General features: G+C 67.1%; 17 protein-coding genes. 2 read left to right on the top strand and 15 right to left on the bottom strand.

The window, feature by feature from the left end; translation table 11 throughout:
• Position 1 precedes the first annotated feature (1 nt).
• The 12 genes from AC24R4_RS23880 to AC24R4_RS23825 form a co-directional block, all read right to left on the bottom strand.
• Positions 2-1,159 carry a sensor histidine kinase gene (locus AC24R4_RS23880; protein ID WP_400396237.1) on the bottom strand — a complete coding sequence of 386 codons (1,158 nt, stop codon included), beginning with the start codon at positions 1,157-1,159 and terminating at the stop codon, positions 2-4.
• A 396-nt stretch (positions 1,160-1,555) separates the two neighbouring features.
• A complete protein-coding gene (locus tag AC24R4_RS23875; RefSeq protein WP_153945177.1) occupies positions 1,556-2,503 on the bottom strand; it encodes a CysB family HTH-type transcriptional regulator in 948 nt (315 codons plus the stop codon).
• Entirely contained in the window at positions 2,500-3,606 is a 1,107-nt protein-coding gene (locus tag AC24R4_RS23870; RefSeq protein ID WP_400394866.1) for a sulfate/molybdate ABC transporter ATP-binding protein, read from the bottom strand. Before AC24R4_RS23870 ends, AC24R4_RS23875 begins: the two co-directional genes overlap by 4 nt.
• Positions 3,603-4,493 (bottom strand): sulfate ABC transporter permease subunit CysW, encoded by an 891-nt coding sequence (gene cysW / locus AC24R4_RS23865; RefSeq protein ID WP_400394863.1) that lies wholly within the window; start codon positions 4,491-4,493, stop codon positions 3,603-3,605. Before cysW ends, AC24R4_RS23870 begins: the two co-directional genes overlap by 4 nt.
• 1 nt (position 4,494) lies before the next feature.
• Entirely contained in the window at positions 4,495-5,430 is a 936-nt protein-coding gene (gene cysT, locus AC24R4_RS23860) for a sulfate ABC transporter permease subunit CysT (protein ID WP_400394861.1), read from the bottom strand.
• 108 nt (positions 5,431-5,538) lie between these two features.
• The gene (locus AC24R4_RS23855) at positions 5,539-6,204 is read right to left on the bottom strand and encodes an RBBP9/YdeN family alpha/beta hydrolase (RefSeq protein WP_400394859.1); all 666 of its coding nucleotides are present in this window, start codon (positions 6,202-6,204) and stop codon (positions 5,539-5,541) included.
• A 131-nt stretch (positions 6,205-6,335) separates the two neighbouring features.
• Positions 6,336-7,196, bottom strand: coding sequence for an EAL domain-containing protein (locus AC24R4_RS23850; protein WP_400394869.1), 861 nt, complete (start codon positions 7,194-7,196; stop codon positions 6,336-6,338).
• Between the two features lie 39 nt (positions 7,197-7,235).
• On the bottom strand, positions 7,236-8,153 hold the full coding sequence (locus tag AC24R4_RS23845; protein WP_487523699.1) for an ATP-binding cassette domain-containing protein: 918 nt from the start codon (positions 8,151-8,153) through the stop codon (positions 7,236-7,238).
• Between the two features lie 14 nt (positions 8,154-8,167).
• Complete coding sequence (gene ssuC / locus AC24R4_RS23840; RefSeq protein WP_400395019.1) at positions 8,168-8,989, bottom strand: aliphatic sulfonate ABC transporter permease SsuC; 822 nt, start codon at positions 8,987-8,989, stop codon at positions 8,168-8,170.
• Positions 8,990-9,002: 13 nt separating this feature from the next.
• Positions 9,003-10,166, bottom strand: a complete 1,164-nt coding sequence (gene ssuD / locus AC24R4_RS23835; protein WP_400395017.1) for an FMNH2-dependent alkanesulfonate monooxygenase — start codon at positions 10,164-10,166, stop codon at positions 9,003-9,005.
• 37 nt (positions 10,167-10,203) lie between these two features.
• Positions 10,204-11,223, bottom strand: coding sequence for a sulfonate ABC transporter substrate-binding protein (locus AC24R4_RS23830; protein WP_153945185.1), 1,020 nt, complete (start codon positions 11,221-11,223; stop codon positions 10,204-10,206).
• A gap of 247 nt (positions 11,224-11,470) precedes the next feature.
• Positions 11,471-12,478: a sulfate ABC transporter substrate-binding protein gene (locus tag AC24R4_RS23825; protein WP_153945186.1), complete on the bottom strand. Its 1,008-nt coding sequence runs from the start codon at positions 12,476-12,478 to the stop codon at positions 11,471-11,473.
• A 276-nt stretch (positions 12,479-12,754) separates the two neighbouring features.
• Here AC24R4_RS23825 and AC24R4_RS23820 point away from each other — a divergent pair, with 276 nt between their 5' ends.
• Positions 12,755-12,940 (top strand): type II toxin-antitoxin system HicA family toxin, encoded by a 186-nt coding sequence (locus tag AC24R4_RS23820; protein ID WP_153945187.1) that lies wholly within the window; start codon positions 12,755-12,757, stop codon positions 12,938-12,940.
• 83 nt (positions 12,941-13,023) lie between these two features.
• A complete protein-coding gene (locus AC24R4_RS23815; RefSeq protein WP_487523698.1) occupies positions 13,024-13,443 on the top strand; it encodes a type II toxin-antitoxin system HicB family antitoxin in 420 nt (139 codons plus the stop codon).
• A gap of 297 nt (positions 13,444-13,740) precedes the next feature.
• Here the strand turns inward: AC24R4_RS23815 and AC24R4_RS23810 are convergent, their stop codons facing one another.
• The 3 genes from AC24R4_RS23810 to clpB all read right to left on the bottom strand — a co-directional run bounded on the left by AC24R4_RS23810 (position 13,741) and on the right by clpB (position 19,321).
• Entirely contained in the window at positions 13,741-15,723 is a 1,983-nt protein-coding gene (locus AC24R4_RS23810) for a gamma-glutamyltransferase family protein (RefSeq protein WP_400396488.1), read from the bottom strand.
• 393 nt (positions 15,724-16,116) lie between these two features.
• The gene (locus AC24R4_RS23805; protein WP_400395710.1) at positions 16,117-16,596 is read right to left on the bottom strand and encodes an OsmC family protein; all 480 of its coding nucleotides are present in this window, start codon (positions 16,594-16,596) and stop codon (positions 16,117-16,119) included.
• 136 nt (positions 16,597-16,732) lie between these two features.
• Entirely contained in the window at positions 16,733-19,321 is a 2,589-nt protein-coding gene (gene clpB / locus AC24R4_RS23800) for an ATP-dependent chaperone ClpB (protein WP_400395712.1), read from the bottom strand.
• Positions 19,322-19,434: the final 113 nt, after the last annotated feature.

The following is a 19,434-nucleotide window of genomic DNA, read 5'->3' as shown; positions in this document are numbered from 1 at the left end:
CTCAGGTACGGGAGACGGCCGGCGCCACCGTGGCGGGCGCTGCGGGGCGCGCGTCCGGTGCGGCGCGCATCGGCACGAAGGTCGGCTCGGTGCTGCGCGTGAGCGGCAGCGTCAGCCGCACCACCACGCCGCGCGGCACGTTTTCTTCCATCTGCATCGTGGCCGCCGCGCCAAAGATGCGCGCCAGCCGTTCGCGCACATGGGTCAGCCCCAGGCCGGACCCGCTCTTGCCGCTCTGGCAGAAGCCCACGCCGGTATCGGCAATCAGCACCTGCAGGCTGCCGTCCTCGGCCTGACGGGCGGACAGCACGATCTTGCCGCCGCGCATGCAGGGTTCGATGCCATGCGTGACCGCGTTTTCCACCAGCGGCTGGATCAGCATCGGCGGAATCTCGGCATCGGCCAGCGCCGGCGGCAAATCCACCGCGTAGTCGAGCCGCGCGCCGAAGCGCATGCCCTGGATGTCGAGGTAGCTGCGCAGCAGTTCGAATTCCTGCGCCAGCGTGCAATGCTCGGCGCGCGTGTGCGACAGCGACATGCGCAGGAAGCCGATCAGCCGCTGCAGCAGCTGGCGCGCGGCGCGCGGGTCGGTGGCGATCAGGCCGTCCAGGTTGGCCAGCGAATTGAACAGGAAGTGGGGCTCGATCTGCGCCTGCAGCGCCATCAGCTGGGCGCGCACCAGCTGCTTTTCGGCCTCCTCGCGCTGCAGGGCGTCCAGCGCCGCCTGGCGTTCCAGGTAGGCCAGCTTTTCGCGCGACCAGTAGAAATAGATCATGCTGGCCGACGCCAGCATGCCGACGATCAGGCACATGCGCAGCATGTCGCCGGTGGCGGCCGCGGATTTCTCGGGCAGGTGCAGCAGTTCGCGCGTGGCCCAGCTGCCCAGCACCACGCCCATCGGCACGGCCACCACGGCCAGGCACATGAACGGCCAGCGGCGCGGGCGGTCGTTCCACCAGATCAGCACGCGCGGCACGTCGATCAGTACCCAGATCGACAGGCCGATCAGCTGGCTGTAGACAAAGTTCTGTACCAGCGTGCCGCCGGTCTGGAAGCCATAGTTGAGGCTGACCGCGATGACGGTGTTCATGCAGAGCACGAACAGCAGGTCTCGCGCAAGAATATTGAGCCGTGACGGCACCGCGCACGACATGCGCATATCTCTCTCCCTCCTTCTGCTCCACAAACCGCGTGCACATCTGTGATGCACTGCAGCATAGGCAGCGGCCCGGGCATTCGGTGGCTTCCGGGCGCTGCGATGAAGGGCACTTTACGCCGGAGCGCGGCGGGAAGAAAGCGCCGTGCGACGAACCGGCGGGAAATGGCGCGATTGGTGCAGGGATTCGACCAGCGGGTCGTACGCCCGTTTGAAGGCATGCGGCGGCCCGGGCGGGCGCGGGACGGCCCCCCGGGCCGCGCATCGGGTGGCGGGCCGGTGGCGGCCCGGATGGCCCGGGCAGCGGTCAAGCGGGGATCGGGGCAGTATCAGGCGGCCTCAGGGGGCCTCAGGGGGCCTCAGGGGGCCTCAGGGGGCCTCAGGGGGCGCCGGGCGGCCTCAGGCCGCCACCGCCAGGCGGCTGGTCGCCTCGGCCAGCGCGGTCGATACGGTGTCGCGCGACAGGTGCGGCGCGAACATGTTGATGAACGCATGGGCGTAGCCGCGCAGATAGGCGCCGCGCCGCACGGCCACGCTGGTGGTATTCGGCTCGAACAGGTGAGCGGCCGAAATCTGCGTCAGGCCCGCGTCCTTGCGCGAGTCGTACGCCATCGACGCGATGATCCCCACGCCCAGTTCCAGTTCGGCATAGGTCTTGATCACGTCGGCATCCATGGCGGTCAGCACGATCTCCGGCTGCAGGCCGGCGGCGGCAAACGCGCCATCGATCTTGCGGCGCCCGGTAAAGCCGGCGTCGTAGGTGATGATGGGGAAGTTGCACAGGTCCTCGAGCGTGGGCTCGGGCAGGCGCGTCAGCGGATGCTCCGGCGACACCACGATCACGTGCTGCCAGCTATAGGCCTCGAACGACGTCAGCCCCGCCTCGCTGGCCACCGCCTCGGTGGCGATGCCGATATCGGCCTGCCCCGTCAGCAGCAGTTCCACGATATGCGACGGCGACGCTTCCTGCAGCGCCAGCGTGACGTGGGGATATTCGCGCCGGAAGCTCTGCACCACCTTGGGCAGCGCGTAGCGCGCCTGCGTGTGGGTGGTGGCCACGGTCAGGCGGCCGGTATGGCGGCCCGCGAACTCGTCGCCGGCCTGGCGCAGGTTCTCGGCTTCGAGCAGCAGCCGTTCGACGATGCGCACGATCTCGCGGCCCGGCTCGGTCAGGCCGGTCAGCCGCTTGCCGTAACGCTCGAAGATCTCCACGCCGAGCTCTTCCTCGAGCTCGCGGATCTGGCGCGACACGCCGGGCTGCGACGTGTACAGCGCGTTGGCCACTTCGGTCAGGTTGAACTGGCGGCGCACCGCCTCGCGAATCGAACGCAGTTGCTGGAAATTCATCGTGCCGCCCCTTGTTCCTGTGTTGTTGTCTGGTTGCGGTTGAACACGCGCAGCTGGCGCGGACGCACCGCCAGCAGTTCGCCCTCGCGGAAGCCCTGGTGCCGGAAGCGTTCCAGCGGCAGCGCCACCTCGATCACGTCCTGGTTGTCTTCGCGCTCCAGTTCCAGCTGGGCCACCGGGCCCAGCGTCAGCGCGCGGCGCAGCGTCACGGCAATGCCATCGGTGCCCGGCGCATAGCGTTCCAGTTCCAGGTCGTGCGGCCGGACGTAGGCCACCGCATCGCCCGCTGTCTCGTGGCCGCTGCCCACCACGGGCAGCACCGCCTCGCCCGTATGCAGCAGCCCGCCGCTGTCGCCCACTTCCAGCCGGCCGTGGAACAGGTTCACGTTGCCAAGGAAGCCGAACACGAACGGCGTGGCCGGATGGTTGTAGACCGCCTCGGGCGTGCCGAACTGCTCCACGGCGCCACGGTTCATCAGCACCACCTGGTCGGCCACTTCGAGCGCCTCTTCCTGGTCGTGGGTCACGAACACGCTGGTCACGTGCAGTTCGTCATGCAGGCGGCGCAGCCAGCGGCGCAGTTCCTTGCGCACCTTGGCGTCGAGCGCGCCGAACGGTTCGTCGAGCAGCAGCACACGCGGCTCCACGGCCAGCGCGCGGGCCAGCGCGATACGCTGGCGCTGGCCGCCCGACAGCTGCGCCGGGTAGCGGTCGCCCAGCCAGTCCAGCTGCACCAGTTCCAGCAGCGACTTCACCTTCTCGCGGATCCTGGCCTCGGACGGGCGCTCGGCGCGCGGTTTCACGCGCAGGCCGAAGGCCACGTTCTCGAACACGGTCATATGCTTGAACAGCGCGTAATGCTGGAACACAAAGCCCACGTTGCGCTGGCGCACGTGCGTCGACGAGGCATCCTGCCCGGCCAGCACCACCTGGCCCGCGTCGGCGCGTTCCAGGCCGGCGATGATGCGCAGCAGCGTGGTCTTGCCGCAGCCGGACGGCCCCAGCAGCGCCGTCAGTTCTCCTTCGGCAAAGTCCAGCGAGACGTCGTTGAGCGCCACAAAATCGCCAAACCGCTTTTGCACGTTCCTGACCTGAATGCTCATGATGGCTGCCCTTCCGATGCGTGTTCACGGCTGGCGCGCATTTCCACCAGCGTCTTGATTCCGAGTGTGACCAGCGCCAGCAGCGTCAGCAGGGACGCCACGGCGAACGCGGCCGCGAAGTTGTATTCGTTGTAGAGAATTTCCACGTGCAGCGGCATGGTGTTGGTCAGGCCCCGGATATGGCCCGATACCACCGACACGGCGCCGAACTCGCCCATCGCCCGCGCATTGCACAGGATCACGCCGTACAGCAGGCCCCAGCGGATGTTCGGCAGCGTCACGTGCCAGAACGTCTGCCAGCCCGAGGCACCCAGCACGATGGCCGCCTCTTCCTCTTCGCTGCCCTGCGCCTGCATCAGCGGAATCAGCTCGCGCGCCACGAACGGGAAGGTCACGAAGATCGTGGCCAGCACGATGCCCGGCACCGCGAACATGATCTTGATGTCGTGGGCCTCCAGCCACGGGCCGAACCAGCCCTGCGCGCCGAACATCAGCACGTAGACCAGGCCCGAGATCACCGGCGACACCGAGAACGGCAGGTCGATCAGCGTGATCAGCAGGTTCTTGCCCCGGAAATCGAACTTGGCGATGGCCCAGGCCGCCGCCACGCCGAACACCACGTTCAGCGGCACCGCGATGGCCGCCACGGTCAGCGTCAGCTTGATGGCCTCCACCGCGTCGGGCTCGGTCAGCGCCGCCAGGTAGGTGTCCAGGCCCTTGCGCAGCGCCTCGTAGAACACCGAAGCCAGCGGCACGAACAGGAACAGCGCCAGGAACAGCACCGCCACGGTAATCAGCGTATAGCGCACCCACGGCGATTCGCCCGTGGCGTCGTGCGGATGTCGGGCGGCAGCGGGGCCGCCCAGTCGGGATACAGCGCCGGCCATGTCAGTTCGCCTCCGGGTTGCCGTCAGGCAGCGCGGCTGCGCGGGCACCGGTCTGGTGGCGGCGCGTCCAGGCCTGCAGCAGGTTGATCAGCAACAGCAGCACGAACGAGATCACCAGCATCACCACGGCCACCGCGGTGGCGCCGGCATAGTCGTACTGTTCGAGCTTCGAATAGATCATCAGCGGCGCGATCTCGGACACCATCGGCATGTTGCCGGAGATGAAGACCACCGATCCGTACTCGCCGGTGGCACGCGCGAACGACAGCGCAAAGCCCGTCAGCAGCGCCGGCAGGATGGCCGGCAGGATCACCCGCCCGAACGTCTGCAGGCGCGACGCGCCCAGGCTGGCCGCCGCTTCCTCCAGTTCGCGTTCCACGTCCTCCAGCACCGGCTGTACCGTGCGCACCACGAACGGCAGCCCGATAAAGGTCAGCGCCACCACCACGCCCAGCGGCGTGAACGCCACCTTGATGCCGTGCGGCTCCAGCCAGCGGCCGATCCAGCCGTTGCCGGCGAACAGCGCCGTCAGGGCGATACCGGCCACGGCCGTGGGCAGCGCGAACGGCAGGTCGACCAGCGCATCGATCAATCGCTTGCCGAAGAAGCGGTAGCGCACCAGCACCCAGGCCACCACCAGCCCAAAGGCCGTGTTGACGATGGCCGCAATCAGCGACGCGCCAAAGCTCAGTTCCAGCGATGCCACCACGCGCGGGTTGCTCACCGTCGCCCAGAAGCCATCCCAGGTCAGCGTAAAGGTCTTCAGGAACACCGCCGACAGCGGGATCAGAACGATCAGCGTCAGGTAGAAGATCGTGAAGCCAAGCGACAGCCCGAAGCCCGGCAACACGGTAAATCGCTGGGCCGGCGCCGCGCGCAGGGGCGCGGCATTGACCGTCGGCGGGGGCGCGTCCGCCAGGGATATCGAGGAAGGCATGCGTGTCTCGTCTTATGAAACCGGCGCATAAGGCGCCGGCGTACGAGACAAATTTTGCAGATGCGCCCTTATAAAAAGAACGAATCTTTCCGAATTTTCTTAGACGTTTTAGATATAAGGCGATGTCTGTGCGACATCCGCGGACGCTTCCCAGCTGTCCGAGCCGTCGCCGAGGTGCAGGATGCGTCCCTCGGAGTCGATCCGCTGCAGCAAAGTGGCGAGCAAGGCCTGCCCGGCCGGCCAATCGTCGAGGTGCGAATCGGCATTGATATGGCCGAGCGCCCCGGCGTCCACCAGTTCGCTGCCCCACAGCGTGCCCCAGCTGAACGCGGTGCGTTGCGACATCCACGGATCATTGGTGCTGGCCACCAGCACCGTCGGAAACGGCAGCCGCCACGTGGGCAGCAAGCCGCCCACGCCGAACTTGTCAGGATCGGCCGGCGCCACCAGCAGCGCGCCGGCGATGCCCACCGGGTCCAGCGACGCCTGGCGCAGCGTGGCCAGGCAGCCGAAGCTGTGCGCCACCAGCACCGCGCCGCGCGACGCCACGCGAAGTGCCCGCGACACCCCTTCCGAGACCCGCTCGGCCCACAGCGGCAGGCTGGGGCGACCCCAGTCGTGCTGCTCGATGCGCTGCCAGTCCGGGTAGAGCCCTTCCCAACGGCTTTGCCAATGTGCGGGCCCGCTGCCATGCAGGCCCGGTACGGTCAGGATCTGCAGGCCGCGCGGCACTTCCAGCCGCGCGACACCGCCCGATAGAGTCGATGCCGCCATACGCGCTCTCCTTCTCTGCTTCGGTGCTTCGTTGTTCAGGACTTATGGGGACTGCAACAAGACTGCCGAGCGCCGGTCGATGTTCGCCGACAGGCGCTACCGGCCAGCCAGTGCCGCCAGGGCGATGCCGCCTAGGAAGCACTGCCTGTCTGCAACGGCTCTCGCAAATGCCGTGCCGGCACCGGACCGCCAGCCACGGCCTCGCCCTGGCCCAGCGCGATGCCCGCGTTCTGCAGCCGCTCCACGGCTTCGTCGTTCTGCAGCCGCCGGCCGATCAGCGTGACACCGGCGCCCTCGGCGCTGGCGCGCAGGCCGGCAAGCTGGCGGTCCGTCCAGATGCGGCGCATGTCGAGCTTGAGCCAGTCGGGCAGCGCATGCGCCATCAGCGCGCCGGCCTCGGCCGGGTCCGATGCCTGCAGGCTCACCGCAAACCCGTTGCGGCGATAGTTGCCCACCACGTGCAGCAGCAGCGGCAGGTCGTCATTGGCGCTGGCAGGCACCTGAATCACGAAACGGTCCACGGGCAGGCCCAGCGATTCCAGCGCGCGCCGGAATGCCGCGCCGTGATCGTCGGCCACCGCCGCCAGCAGGCGGTTATGCACGTTGAGCACGAGCTTGCGCTCGCCGTGCGCCGCAAAGTAGTTCATCGCGTGCACCAGCCGCGACAGGCGGTCCAGCGACACCAGCGACGCGTCGTCGGCCGCCATCGCGAACAGCTTCCAGGCGGCCAGCCCCACGCCATCTTCGGCATAGGTGCGGATGGAGCCCTCGTGGGCCACCACCTCGCGGTCGGCCAGCGTCACCAGGGGGTCGAACGCGCTGGTCAGCGAGCAGTTGAAGTACTGGCCCTGCACCTGCCCGCGCGCGTCGCGCCACAGCTCGCGGCCGGGCACCGGCTCGCGCGGCAGTGTTTCAAGGTAGCGTTCGAGTGCGGAGGCTGCGGAAGGTGCGGAAGCTGCGGAAGCTGCGGAAGCTGCGGAAGCGTGGGTCATGGTGACGTCCATGTCGGTACGCGCGGTTCGCCTGATTGCTCATGATAGAAGCTCCTCGGCGGGCCGGGCGTGAAGATTCGTTGATGGTGCAGACACTGTCGATGGCTGCCGCATCACGCGGCGCAGGACGGTGTCTTCGAGTTGCGCAAACGCCGCCGATCCGCGCTGGCGCGGACGCTCAAGCGCCACGCGCTGGTCCAGCGCGATGCGGCCGTCCTCGATCAGCACCACGCGATCGGCCAGCGCGATGGCCTCCGATACATCGTGTGTGACGAGTAGCGCCGTGAAACCGAGCCGGCGCCACAGCGATTCGATCAGCGCCTGCATGTCGATGCGGGTCAGCGCATCGAGCGCGCCCAGCGGCTCGTCCAGCAGCAGCAGGCGCGGATGGTGGACCAGCGCGCGCGCCAGGGCCACGCGCTGGCGCTGGCCGCCCGACAGCCGCGCAGGCCATTCGTCGGCACGCTCGGCCAGCCCCACCTGCGCCAGCACGGCGGCGGCATCGGCGCGGCGCTCGCGCGGCAGGCCCAGCGCGACGTTGTCGAGTACACGCTTCCAAGGCAACAGCCGAGCATCCTGGAACATCACGCGGATGCTGTCCTGCAAGGTCCGGCTTTGCTGGCGATCGAGCTGGCGCCCGTGCTGATGGTCGAGCAGCACCGCGCCCTCGTCGGCCGGCTCCAGCCCGGCCACCAGCCGCAGCAGCGTGCTCTTGCCGCAGCCGCTGCGCCCGACGATGGCGACGAACTCGCCCGGCGTCACATCGAGGTCGATGCCATGCAGCACCTCGCGGCCGTTGTAGCACTTGACCACCTGCTGCACACGCAGCGCGATGCCAGCGGCCGCCGGCGTCTGGCGCGCTTCGGCAGCCGCCTCGCGGCGGGCCACGTCACGCCGGGCCAGATCGCGCTCGGCCCACGCCAGCGCGGCCTGCTCCACGGGATATAGCGTTTGCATGGGATCTCTCCTTGTCAGTTGGTCTGGTAGCCCGGATGCCAGCGCAGCCAGAACCGCTCCAGCGCGCGCGACAGCACATCGGCCAGCTTGCCCAGCAGCGCGTAGAGCAGGATGCCGACCAGCACCACGTCGGTCTGCAGGAACTCACGCGCATTCATCGTCATGTAGCCAATGCCCGACTGCGCCGAAATGGTCTCGGCCACGATCAGGATCACCCACATCAGGCCCAGCGAAAACCGCACGCCCACCAGGATGTTCGGCAGCGCGCCGGGCAGGATCACTTCGCGATACAGGCGCCAGCCCGACAGGCCATAGCTGCGCGCCATCTCGACCAGCCCCGGGTCCACCGCGCGGATGCCGTGGTACGTGTTCAGGTACACCGGGAAGAACACCCCCAGCGCCACCAGGAACAGCTTGGCGGTCTCGTCGATGCCGAACCACAGGATCACCAGCGGGATCAGCGCCAGCGTGGGGATGTTGCGCACCATCTGCAGCGTGCTGTCGAGCAGCGTGGCCGCCGTGCGGAACGTGCCGGTCAGCAGGCCCAGCGCCAGGCCCAGCCCGCCGCCCACGGCCAGCCCGATCAGCGCCCGCCAGGTGCTGACCCAGACGTGGCGCCAGAGCTCGCCGGAGACGGCCAGCGACCACGCCGCCTCCACCACGGCCAGCGGTGCCGGCAACACCCGGTTCGACAGCCAGCCCAGTTGCGAGGCGGCCTGCCAGACCCCGATCAGCAGTACCGGCACGATCCACGGGGCCACGGCCTGCGCCGGGGTTCTCTTCGCCGCCTTGTTCGCGGGTTTCCTGGCGGCCTGGTTCGACAGGGGCGTCGTCATGTGTGCGCCCTCCTCAACTCTGCGATGCCCGCGGCACGATGCCGGTGGCCATCACTTCGCCAAACGGGCCCGACAGCACCTGGCCGGGCAGCTTGTCGCGCACCGAGCGCGGCAGCAGCGGGAAGACCAGTTCGGCAAAGCGGTACGCTTCTTCCAGATGCGGATAACCCGAGAAAATGAACGTGTCGATGCCCAGCGCGGCGTATTCCTCGATGCGCGCGGCCACGGTCTGCGGGTCGCCCACCAGGGCCGTGCCCGCGCCGCCGCGCACCAGCCCCACGCCGGCCCACAGGTTCGGGCTGATTTCCAGCGCCTCGCGGGTCCGCTTGGCGCCGCCGGCATGCAGGGCCGCCATGCGGCGCTGGCCTTCGGAATCCATCTTCGCGAAGACGGCCTGGGCACGGGCCACGGTGTCGTCGTCGAGCCGGCTGATCAGTTCGTCGGCAGCCGCCCATGCCGCCGCTTCGGTTTCGCGCACGATCACGTGCAGGCGGATGCCGAAGCGCACCGTGCGGCCATGCTTCGCGGCCCGGGCACGCACATCGGCGATCTTCTTCGCCACCTCGGCCGGCGGCTCGCCCCAGGTCAGGTAGGTCTCCACCTGCTCGGCGGCCAGGTCGTGCGCAGCCGCCGACGATCCGCCGAAATAGACCGGCGGATGCGGGCGCTGCACCGGCGGGTACAGCACCCGCGCGCCCTTCACGGTGATGTGCTTGCCCTCGAAGCTGATGTCGCCGTTGTCGTGGCTGGCCGCCAGCACGTCGCGCCAGACGCGGATGAACTCGGACGACGCCTCGTAGCGCGCCGCGTGATCCAGGAACAGCCCGTCGCCTTCCAGTTCGGCCACATCGCCGCCGGTCACCAGGTTCACCAGCAGGCGGCCGCCCGACACGCGGTCGAACGTGGCGGCCATGCGCGCAGCCAGCGTTGGCGTCATCAGACCCGGCCGCACGGCCACCAGAAACTTGAGCTGGCGCGTCACCGCAGCCAGGGCCGACGCGGCCACCCAGGGGTCTTCGCACGAGCGGCCGGTGGGAATCAGCACGCCTTCGTAGCCCAGCGTATCGGCGGCCACGGCGATCTGCTTCAGGTAGTCGAAATTGACTTCGCGCGCCCCTTCCGAGGTGCCCAGGTAGCGGCTGTCGCCGTGGGTGGGGATGAACCAGAAAACTTGCATGTCGAGCCTCTTGTTTTATCGGTTGCGATGTGCGGCTTCAGCGTTGCGCCGTGGCGGCCGGCGGTTGCCAGGCGGCATCGGCCACCTTGATCGGCTTCGGAATCAGCTTCAGCGTCACGAAGGCGTCGGCAATGCGCTGTTGTTCGGCCAGCACGCCGGCCGTCACAGGCTTCGCGCCATAGGAAAATCTTGAAACAGCAAGATCGAGCACGCTCGGGTCAAGCCCGGTTTCCTTGGCCAGAAACTGCGTGGTGTCCTTCGGATTTTTCTCAGCCCACTGGCCCAGTTGCGCCAGTTCGTCGAGGATCGCGTTCACCACGTCGGGGCGGGCATTCGCATAGGGGCGCGACGCCAGGTAGAACTGATGGTTGCTGACCAGGTTCTTGCCGTCGGCGGTACGGCCATCGGCCAGCACGCGGGCATCGAGCTGCTTTTCGGCGGCGGCCAGAAACGGGTCCCAGATCACCCAGGCATCCACGGCGCCGCGCTCGAACGCCGCGCGGGCGTCGGCGGGCGGCAGGTAGACGGGCTGGATCTCGCTCCAGGGAATGCCGGCCTTTTCCAGCTGGCGCACCAGCAGGTAATGCACGTTCGAGCCCTTGTTCAGCGCCACGCGCTTGCCGCGCAGGTCGGCCACGGACTTCAGCGTCGAGGTCTTCGGCACGACGATGGCTTCGGACGTCGGCGCCGGCGGCTCGTTGCCGATATAGGCCAGCTGCGCCCCCGCCGCCTGCGCGAAGATCGGCGGGGCCTCGCCGACGGTGCCGAAGTCGATGGCGCCCACGTTCAGGCCTTCCAGCAACTGCGGGCCGGCAGGGAACTCGGTCCACTTCACGGTGATGCCCTGCTGCGCCAGGCGTTTTTCCAGCGTGCCGCGCGCCTTGAGCAGCGTCAGCGTGCCGTACTTCTGATAGCCGATACGCAGCTGCTTCGGATTCACGGTCTGCGACTGCGCCTGGGCCGGCTTGGCCAGCAGGCCGTAGGTCAGGCCGGTGGCCACCACGAGCGCGCCCAGCAGCAGGCGCCGGCGCAGGGAAAGCGGTTTGAACGATGTCATATCGGGGTTCCGGATGAGGAGAAGTTCGAAATCGATGGCGGCACGACGCCCTGCCGGCGCCAGCGCGCGGCATGCGGAAAACGTCATGCGTGGAGGAAACTTCAGGTCAGGCGGGACATCGCCCCATGGCGACGCGGGAAGGCAGGACAGCGCGAACAGCGGACATCTCGGGCTCCTTCGTCAGGCGCACCGGGGCGGCGGGCACGATCGCTGGCGCAATCGGCCGGGGCCGCCCCCGGCACTGTGATTACCGCTTGCCGGGCTGGTACACCTGGTCAAACGAACCGCCATCGGCAAAGTGCGCCTTCTGGGCCTTGGCCCAGCCGCCAAACACTTCGTCGATCGTGAACAGCTTCACCTTCGGGAAGTTGGCGGCGTACTTGGCAGCCACCTTTTCCGAGATCGGACGGTAATAGTTCTTGGCCGCGATTTCCTGGCCCTCGTCGGTGTACAGGAACTGCAGGTAGGCCTCGGCGGCCTTGCGCGTGCCCTTCTTGTCCACCACCTTGTCGACCACAGCCACCGGCGGCTCGGCCAGGATCGAGACCGACGGCGCCACGATGTCGAACTTGTCCGGACCCAGTTCCTTGATCGCCAGGATGGCTTCGTTTTCCCATGCGATCAGCACATCACCCAGGCCACGCTCGACGAACGTGGTGGTGGCACCGCGCGCGCCCGAATCCAGCACCGGCACATTCTTGAGCAGCTGGCCGACGAATTCCTTGGCCTTGGCTTCGTTGCCGCCCGGCTGGCGCAGCGCATAGCCCCAGGCAGCCAGGTAGTTCCAGCGGGCGCCGCCCGACGTCTTCGGGTTCGGCGTGATGACCTGCACGCCCGGCTTCACCAGGTCGTTCCAGTCCTTGATTTGTTTCGGGTTGCCCTTGCGCACCAGAAAGACGATCGTCGACGTGTACGGCGATGCGTTGTGCGGCAGGCGCTTCTGCCAGTCGGGCTTCAGCAGGCCCTTCTCGGCGATGGCGTCAATGTCGTAGCCCAGCGCCAGCGTGACCACGTCCGCGTCCAGGCCATCGATCACCGAACGGGCCTGCTTGCCCGAACCGCCGTGCGACTGGCGAATCTGCACCGTATCGCCGCTCTGCGCCTTGTAGGCCTTGGCAAACGCGGCGTTCACGTCCACGTACAGCTCGCGCGTGGGGTCATAGGAAACATTCAGCAGGTTGGTGTTGGCCAGGGCGGCCGGCGCCGCGCCGATTGCGGACAGTACTGCGAGGCCCAGGGCCAGCTTGCGAATCATGTTCAATTGCTCCCGTCAGAGTTGTCGTGAATGCCCCCGCCTGGATCGGACGGGGTTTCTGTCAGGGAGAAAGGCTACCGGCCGGCCCTTCTGAACGGAACGAATGGTTTCGCCGATCCAAGCACGTTTTCTGCATAAGATCGGACGGGAATATGGGAATGCTGGAAAACATGCGTCAGGGCCTTGACAACGCAACATAAATGTTGCATTTTCAACGTTGCCAGGCACAACATATATGTTGCACAATGCCCGCCTCTCAACCGACAAGGGAGGGGCATGAAATACAGCGAGTTCAAGCGGTGGCTCGAACAGCAGGGTGCGATCTTCCAGAAGCACCGCAGCGGCTCCAGCCACTACCGGGTCACGCTGAATGGCTTCACGACGATCTTTCCCTACCACGGCAGCAAAGAGATGGGCAAGGATCTGGAACTGAGGATCAGAAAGCAACTCGGCCTGAAGTGACGGGCAGGCCCGCGAAGGGCCTCCTCGCACTCGAACTCGCCATCCCGTACCTGGCATCGACGACTTACTACAGGACGCACGACATGTTCTCGTACCCCGTAACGCTGACGCCCGATAGCAACGGCACTCTGCTGGTCACGTTTGCTGACATCCCCGAAGCCAATGCCGTGGGCGTCGATGAAACCGACGCGCTCAAGCAAGGACTGGACGCCCTTGAAGCCGCCCTGGACATTTATTTCGACTTGCGCCGTCAGATTCCGCTGCCGTCCAAGGCCCGTCGCGGCCAGCCAACGGTCACGTTGCCAGCGTTGGTCACCGCCAAGGTGCTCCTTGCCAATGAGATGCTGGCACAAGGCGTGCGCAAGGCAGAACTCGCGCGGCGGCTCGATGTACACATGCCGCAGGTGGATCGGCTCCTGAACCTGCGGCACTCCTCCAAACTGGAAATGATTGAAAAGGCGCTGGATTCGCTGGGCCGGAGGCTCGACGTCCAGCTTGCCTGATCGCCGACGCTATCACTGCGCGTCCGGATGGGCGGGCCGTCGCCCTTTCCGGCGGCCGCCCAAAAAGAAAAAACCCGCAGCACCGGAGTTGCGCTGCGGGTCAAGTTTCCATTCCGGAAACGGGTAGACAAGTCATGAAGAGCGCCCCCGCATCTCCATGACGGTTCAGATATTAGCCATCCGTTCCCATTTGCAAGTTGATGCAGGTCAACCGCCCCACAATCGGGGGCGGTGGGCAGCGAAATCAGGGCCCACGCGGCCGGATGGCCCTGCCGAACGGTGTCGTTCAGGTGGCAGTCATGGCGTGAAGGTGTTGCCCAGCACGACGCCCTCGCGCCGGGGGTCGGTGCCGCCCTGCAGCGCGGGCGCGCCGCCGGCCTGGGTGCGCAGGATCGTGTTGACGCCGCTGGACTGCGCCGAGGTGGAGATCGTGTGCCCCAGCGCCTTGAGGCCGGTGATCAGCGGATCGTTGGCGCCGCCGTTGCTGGCATCGATATCCGGATGCTCGCCGCCGAGGGTGGTGGTGGCGCTGTTGCTGGCGCCAAAATCCACCAGGTTCGACGCCTGCTGCGCGTCCAGCCCCCAATCGAGCACGCCCACGAGCGTCTTCACCACGTATTGCGGAATGGTGCCGCCGCCCGGCGACCCCGTGGCCATCAGGAAATCGCCAATCGACCCATCGGGCGCCTTGCGGAACACCAGCGTGGGCGCCATCGAACTGCGCGGCCGCTTGCCGGGCTGCACCCGGTTGGCCACCGGGTTGCCGCTGGCATCGGTCGGGGCGGCCGAAAAGTCGGTCAGCTGGTTGTTGAGCAGGAAGCCGTTGGTCATATGGAACGACCCCATGCTCGACTCCACCGACGTGGTGGCGCTGACCACATTGCCCTGCGCGTCGACGATCGAGTAGTGGTTCGTGCCGTGCTCGACCAGCGGCACCACACCCAGGGGCACCGCGCCGAAGTTACCCGCCGTGGCCGTACCCATCGAACGGTTCGGATCGATCAGCGCGGCGCGCGTCTGCAGGTAGGGCTTGTTCAGCAGCGTGTCCCATGTTCCGCCTGGCAGCGGCACGAAGTCGGTATCGGCCACGTACTTGTCGCGGTCGGCATAGGCCAGCCGTTCGGCCTCGCTCACGCGATGCACGCCCTGCACGGTAGGCTTGCCGCCTTCGCTGTCGACGGGGTTGGGCTTGAGCGACGCCATATCGAAGTTTTCGATGATCTGCATCGCCGATGCCACGGTGATGCCGCCCGATGTCGGGGGCGGCGCGCCGCAGATCCAGTACGCGCGGTACGTCACGCAGACCGGGGTGCGCAGCTTGGCCTCGTACGCGGCCAGGTCGGCCAGCGTGGTCTTGCCCGGGGTGGTCGGCGTGCCGTCCGTGGCGGTAGTCGCGCCGATCTTGGCGATGATGTCGTTGGCGATGGCGCCCTTGTACAGCGCGTCGGCGCCCTGCGCGGCCATGGCGGTCAGCGTGTTGGCATAGGCCGGGTTCTTGAGCACCGTGCCCAGCGCCTTGGGCGTGCCATCGGCGTTGAAGAAATAGGCGGTGGCTTCGGGGTCGCGTTTCAGGCTGGCAGCGTTCGACGCGATGGCCTGCGCGAGCCGCCCGCCGATGGGAAAGCCATTGGTGGCCAGCGAGATGGCGTCGTCGAACAGGTCCTTCCAGGCCAGCTTGCCGTGTTCCTTCTGCACGCGCTCGATCAGCCGGGGCACGCCGATGGTGCCGATCGACCGACCGCTGGCGCGCGCGCTGGGCTTGGGCAGCGTCTGGTCGGTGGCGTCGTCCACGTACCGCAGGTAGTTCTCGGTGGCCGCTGCCGGTGCCGTTTCGCGCCCGTCGTAGGCCCGCACCGTCTTCGCGGCGGCATCGTAATAGAGCATGAAGCCGCCCGACCCCATCCCCGTGGCCTCGGGGACAGTCAGGCCCAGTACGGCCTGCACGGCCACGGCGGCGTCGGCGGCCGTACCGCCATGCTTGAGCACCGCGCAGCCCGCCGCGCTGGCGTAGGCGTTCGATGTCGACACCATATAGGTCCTGGCGTAGACCGGCTTCAACCCGGTGCGATAGCCGGTGGCCGCTTCCGGCAGCGCCGGGTCGCCAGGCTGGTTCGACCCGACCACCACCGTGCTGCCGTTGCTGGCCAGCACCTGGCAACTGTTGTCGGCCTGTGGCGTGGTGGGCGTGGGGGGCTTCGAATTGTCGTCGCTGCCACCGCAGGAAACGACCAGCAGTGTGCCCGCAACCGCGGCAGCCAGGGTCAGGGGGACCTTCCGTATTGGCAACACCATATTTCCTCCAGACTACAAAGAAGCGCCAGGGGGAGGCGCGATCCGCGGATGTCGGACGGGCAGGCGTGGCGCAGCGGGCAATGGGACACCTGCCGTTTTCTTGTTGGATGCAAGGACGAACGGGGCCCGCCGGGCTGGATGGCTCGGAAAATTCAGGCGACGGACCGGGAAGCAAGGATTGCCCGCGCGGCAGCGCGGGCGCAGCGCGCTATGAGGAGTTGGTCAGGGCAACAGGGGGATTCATGACCGTGCTGACTGTTGGCTTGTCAATCAATGCAATGTGTCAACACTAGACCATCAGGATCGTGATGGCCAAGCATCTTTCGCACGGTATGGGTGAGGCAGCGGACATACGCCCTGCCCCACCTTCCGGCATCCGGCTCAGGCAGCGGCCGCCTGCTCGATGACCGCTTCGCACCGGATCGGGAAGTTGACCGAATTGGCGATGTAGCACTTCTCGTGCGCCACGTGATGCAGGTGCGCGGCGCGTTCCGCATCGTCGCCGGCCCGGATCGTCACGCGCGGGCGCAGCACGATTTCCGAAAACTGCCCGCCTGCCGGGCCATCGGTCATGGTGCCCTCGGCGTGGTCCACATAGGCCAGCACCGCAATGCCGGCGTCCGAGCACAGATGCAGGTACCAGAGCTTGTGGCAGGCGCTGGCCGACGCGACGAGCAGGTCTTCCGGATTCCAGCGCGTGGCATCGCCCAGGAAGGCCGGGTCCGAGGAGCCGGGAATCTGCGGCTTGTCGCCGGCGCGGATCGTGTGATCGCGTCCGTAGGCGCGGTAGCCGCTGGTGCCGGTGCCGCGGTTGCCAGTCCATTCCACGGTGACGTGGTACTTGTGCTCGCCATGAGCCATGGGATTGCTCCAGGGGGTGGGAATCGGGCAGAGCCGGTATTGTGGCGCAAAAGGCGGAGGCCAACAGACAAAAAAAGGACCTCCGAAGAGGTCCTTGGTTCTCAGGCAATGCCGGCGATGCCGCCGGCCGCCCGGCTTAGTGCACGACGCGTCCGAACGTGAAGTGATCGCCCTCGTAGTCCACCGGCACCACGTCCTTGGCGGCAAACTTGCCTTCGAGGATGGCGCGGGCCACCGGGTTCTCGATCTGCTGCTGGATCGCGCGCTTGAGCGGACGCGCCCCAAACACCGGGTCGTAGCCCGCGCTGGCAATCTTCTCCAGGGCACGCTCGCTGATATCCAGCGTCATGTCCATGCGTGCCAGGCGCGACTGCAGGCGCTGCAGCTGAATCCGGGCGATGGACTCGATGTTCTTCTGGTCCAGCGCGTGGAACACCACCACCTCGTCGATCCGGTTCAGGAACTCGGGCCGGAAATGCGTGCGCACCTCCTGCCAGACCGCGCCCTTGACCGCTTCCTGCGGCTCGCCGGACATGGCCTGGATGATGTGCGAACCCAGGTTCGACGTCATCACGATCACCGTGTTCTTGAAGTCCACGGTACGGCCCTGCCCGTCGGTCAGGCGGCCGTCGTCCAGCACCTGCAGCAGCACGTTGAACACGTCCGGGTGGGCCTTCTCGACCTCGTCGAGCAGGATCACCGCGTACGGCTTGCGGCGCACGGCCTCGGTCAGGTAGCCGCCCTCGTCATAGCCCACGTATCCCGGCGGCGCGCCGATCAGCCGGCTCACGCTGTGCTTTTCCATGAATTCGCTCATGTCGATGCGGATCAGGTGCTCTTCCGAATCGAACATGAACTCGGCCAGGGCCTTGCACAGCTCGGTCTTGCCCACCCCGGTCGGCCCCAGGAACAGGAACGAGCCATACGGCTTGTTCTCGTCCGACAGCCCGGCGCGCGAGCGGCGGATGGCATCGGACACCAGCCGCACGGCCTCGTCCTGCCCCACCACGCGCTGGTGCAGCTTGTCTTCCATCTTCAGCAGTTTCTCGCGCTCGCCCTGCATCATCTTGGCGACGGGGATACCCGTGGCGCGGCTCACCACCTCGGCGATTTCCTCGGCCCCGACCTGCGTGCGCAGCAGCTTGTTGGGCTGCTTCTGCTCGGCCGCCTCGGCCTTGTTCGCCGCCTGCAGCTTGCCTTCCAGCGCCGGCAGCTTGCCGTACTGGAGCTCGGCCACCTTGTCCAGCTTGCCTTCACGCTGCAGGCGCGAGATGTCGAGCTTGATCTTCTCGATCTCTTCCTTCAGCGCGGCCGCACCCTGGGCGGCGCCCTTTTCGGCGCGCCAGATTTCGTCCAGGTCCGCGTATTCCTTCTCCAGGCGCGTGATTTCCTGCTCGATCAGTTCCAGCCGCTTGCGCGATGCCTCGTCGGTTTCCTTCTTCACCGCCTCGCGCTCGATCTTGAGCTGGATCGTGCGGCGCTCGAGCTTGTCCATCGCCTCGGGCTTCGAGTCGATTTCCATCTTGATGCGCGCGGCCGCCTCGTCGATCAGGTCGATGGCCTTGTCCGGCAGGAAGCGGTCAGTGATATAGCGGTGCGACAGCTCCGCCGCCGCCACGATCGCCGGGTCGGTAATCTCCACGCCATGGTGCAGCTCGTACTTTTCCTGCAGGCCGCGCAGGATGGCGATGGTCGATTCCACGCTCGGCTCGTCGACCAGCACCTTCTGGAAGCGGCGCTCCAGCGCGGCGTCCTTCTCGATGTACTTGCGGTACTCGTTCAGCGTGGTGGCGCCGATGCAGTGCAGCTCGCCGCGCGCGAGAGCCGGCTTGAGCATGTTGCCCGCGTCGATCGCGCCCTCGGCCTTGCCCGCGCCCACCATCGTATGGATTTCGTCGATGAAGACGATGGTCTGGCCTTCGTCCTTGGCCACGTCGCTCAGCACGGCCTTCAGCCGTTCCTCGAACTCGCCGCGGTACTTGGCGCCCGCCAGCAGCCCTGCCATGTCCAGCACCAGCACGCGCTTGTTCTTGAGCGTCTCGGGCACTTCGCCGTTGACGATCCGCTGCGCCAGCCCTTCGACGATGGCGGTCTTGCCCACGCCGGGCTCGCCGATCAGCACCGGGTTGTTCTTGGTGCGGCGCTGCAGGATCTGGATCGCGCGGCGGATTTCGTCGTCGCGGCCGATCACCGGGTCGAGCTTGCCCGCGCGGGCCCGCTCGGTCAGGTCCACCGTGTATTTCTTGAGTGCCTCGCGCTGCGATTCGGCGTCGGCGCTGTTCACGTTATCGCCGCCGCGCACGGCCGTGATGGCCGCCTCCAGCGACTTGCGCGACAGCCCGTTTTCACGCGCGATGCGGCCGGTGTCGCCCTTGTCGTCGGACACGGCCAGCAGGAACAGCTCGCTGGCGATGAACTGGTCGTTGCGCTTGATCGCCTCCTTCTCGGTGGCGTTCAGCAGGTTGTTGAGGTCACGGCCAACCTGGACCTCGTTGGTGCCCTGCACCTGCGGTAGACGGCCGATGGCCGCATCCAGCGCGGTCTGCAGGCCGTTCACGTTCACGCCGGCACGCGACAGCAGCGTACGGGCCGAGCCGTCTTCCTGCGCCAGCAGCGCACGCAGCAGATGCTGGGGTTCGATGTATTGGTTGTCGTGCCCCAGTGCCAGGCTTTGCGCTTCGGCCAACGCTTCCTGGAACCGGGTAGTGAGTTTGTCAATTCGCATCAGGCGCCCTCTCTCTAGTCGATGAGTGTGTCCTGCTGCGGGGCGGCGGCGTTGCAGCACAGCGGCTGCCTGTCGCGGATGCCCTGCCGGACACGTTACTCCCGAAAGATAGG

Source organism: Cupriavidus sp. CER-90, assembly GCF_057652055.1.
The sequence above is the reverse complement of the archived record's forward strand: the minus strand, read 5'-3'. Positions and strand labels throughout refer to the sequence as shown.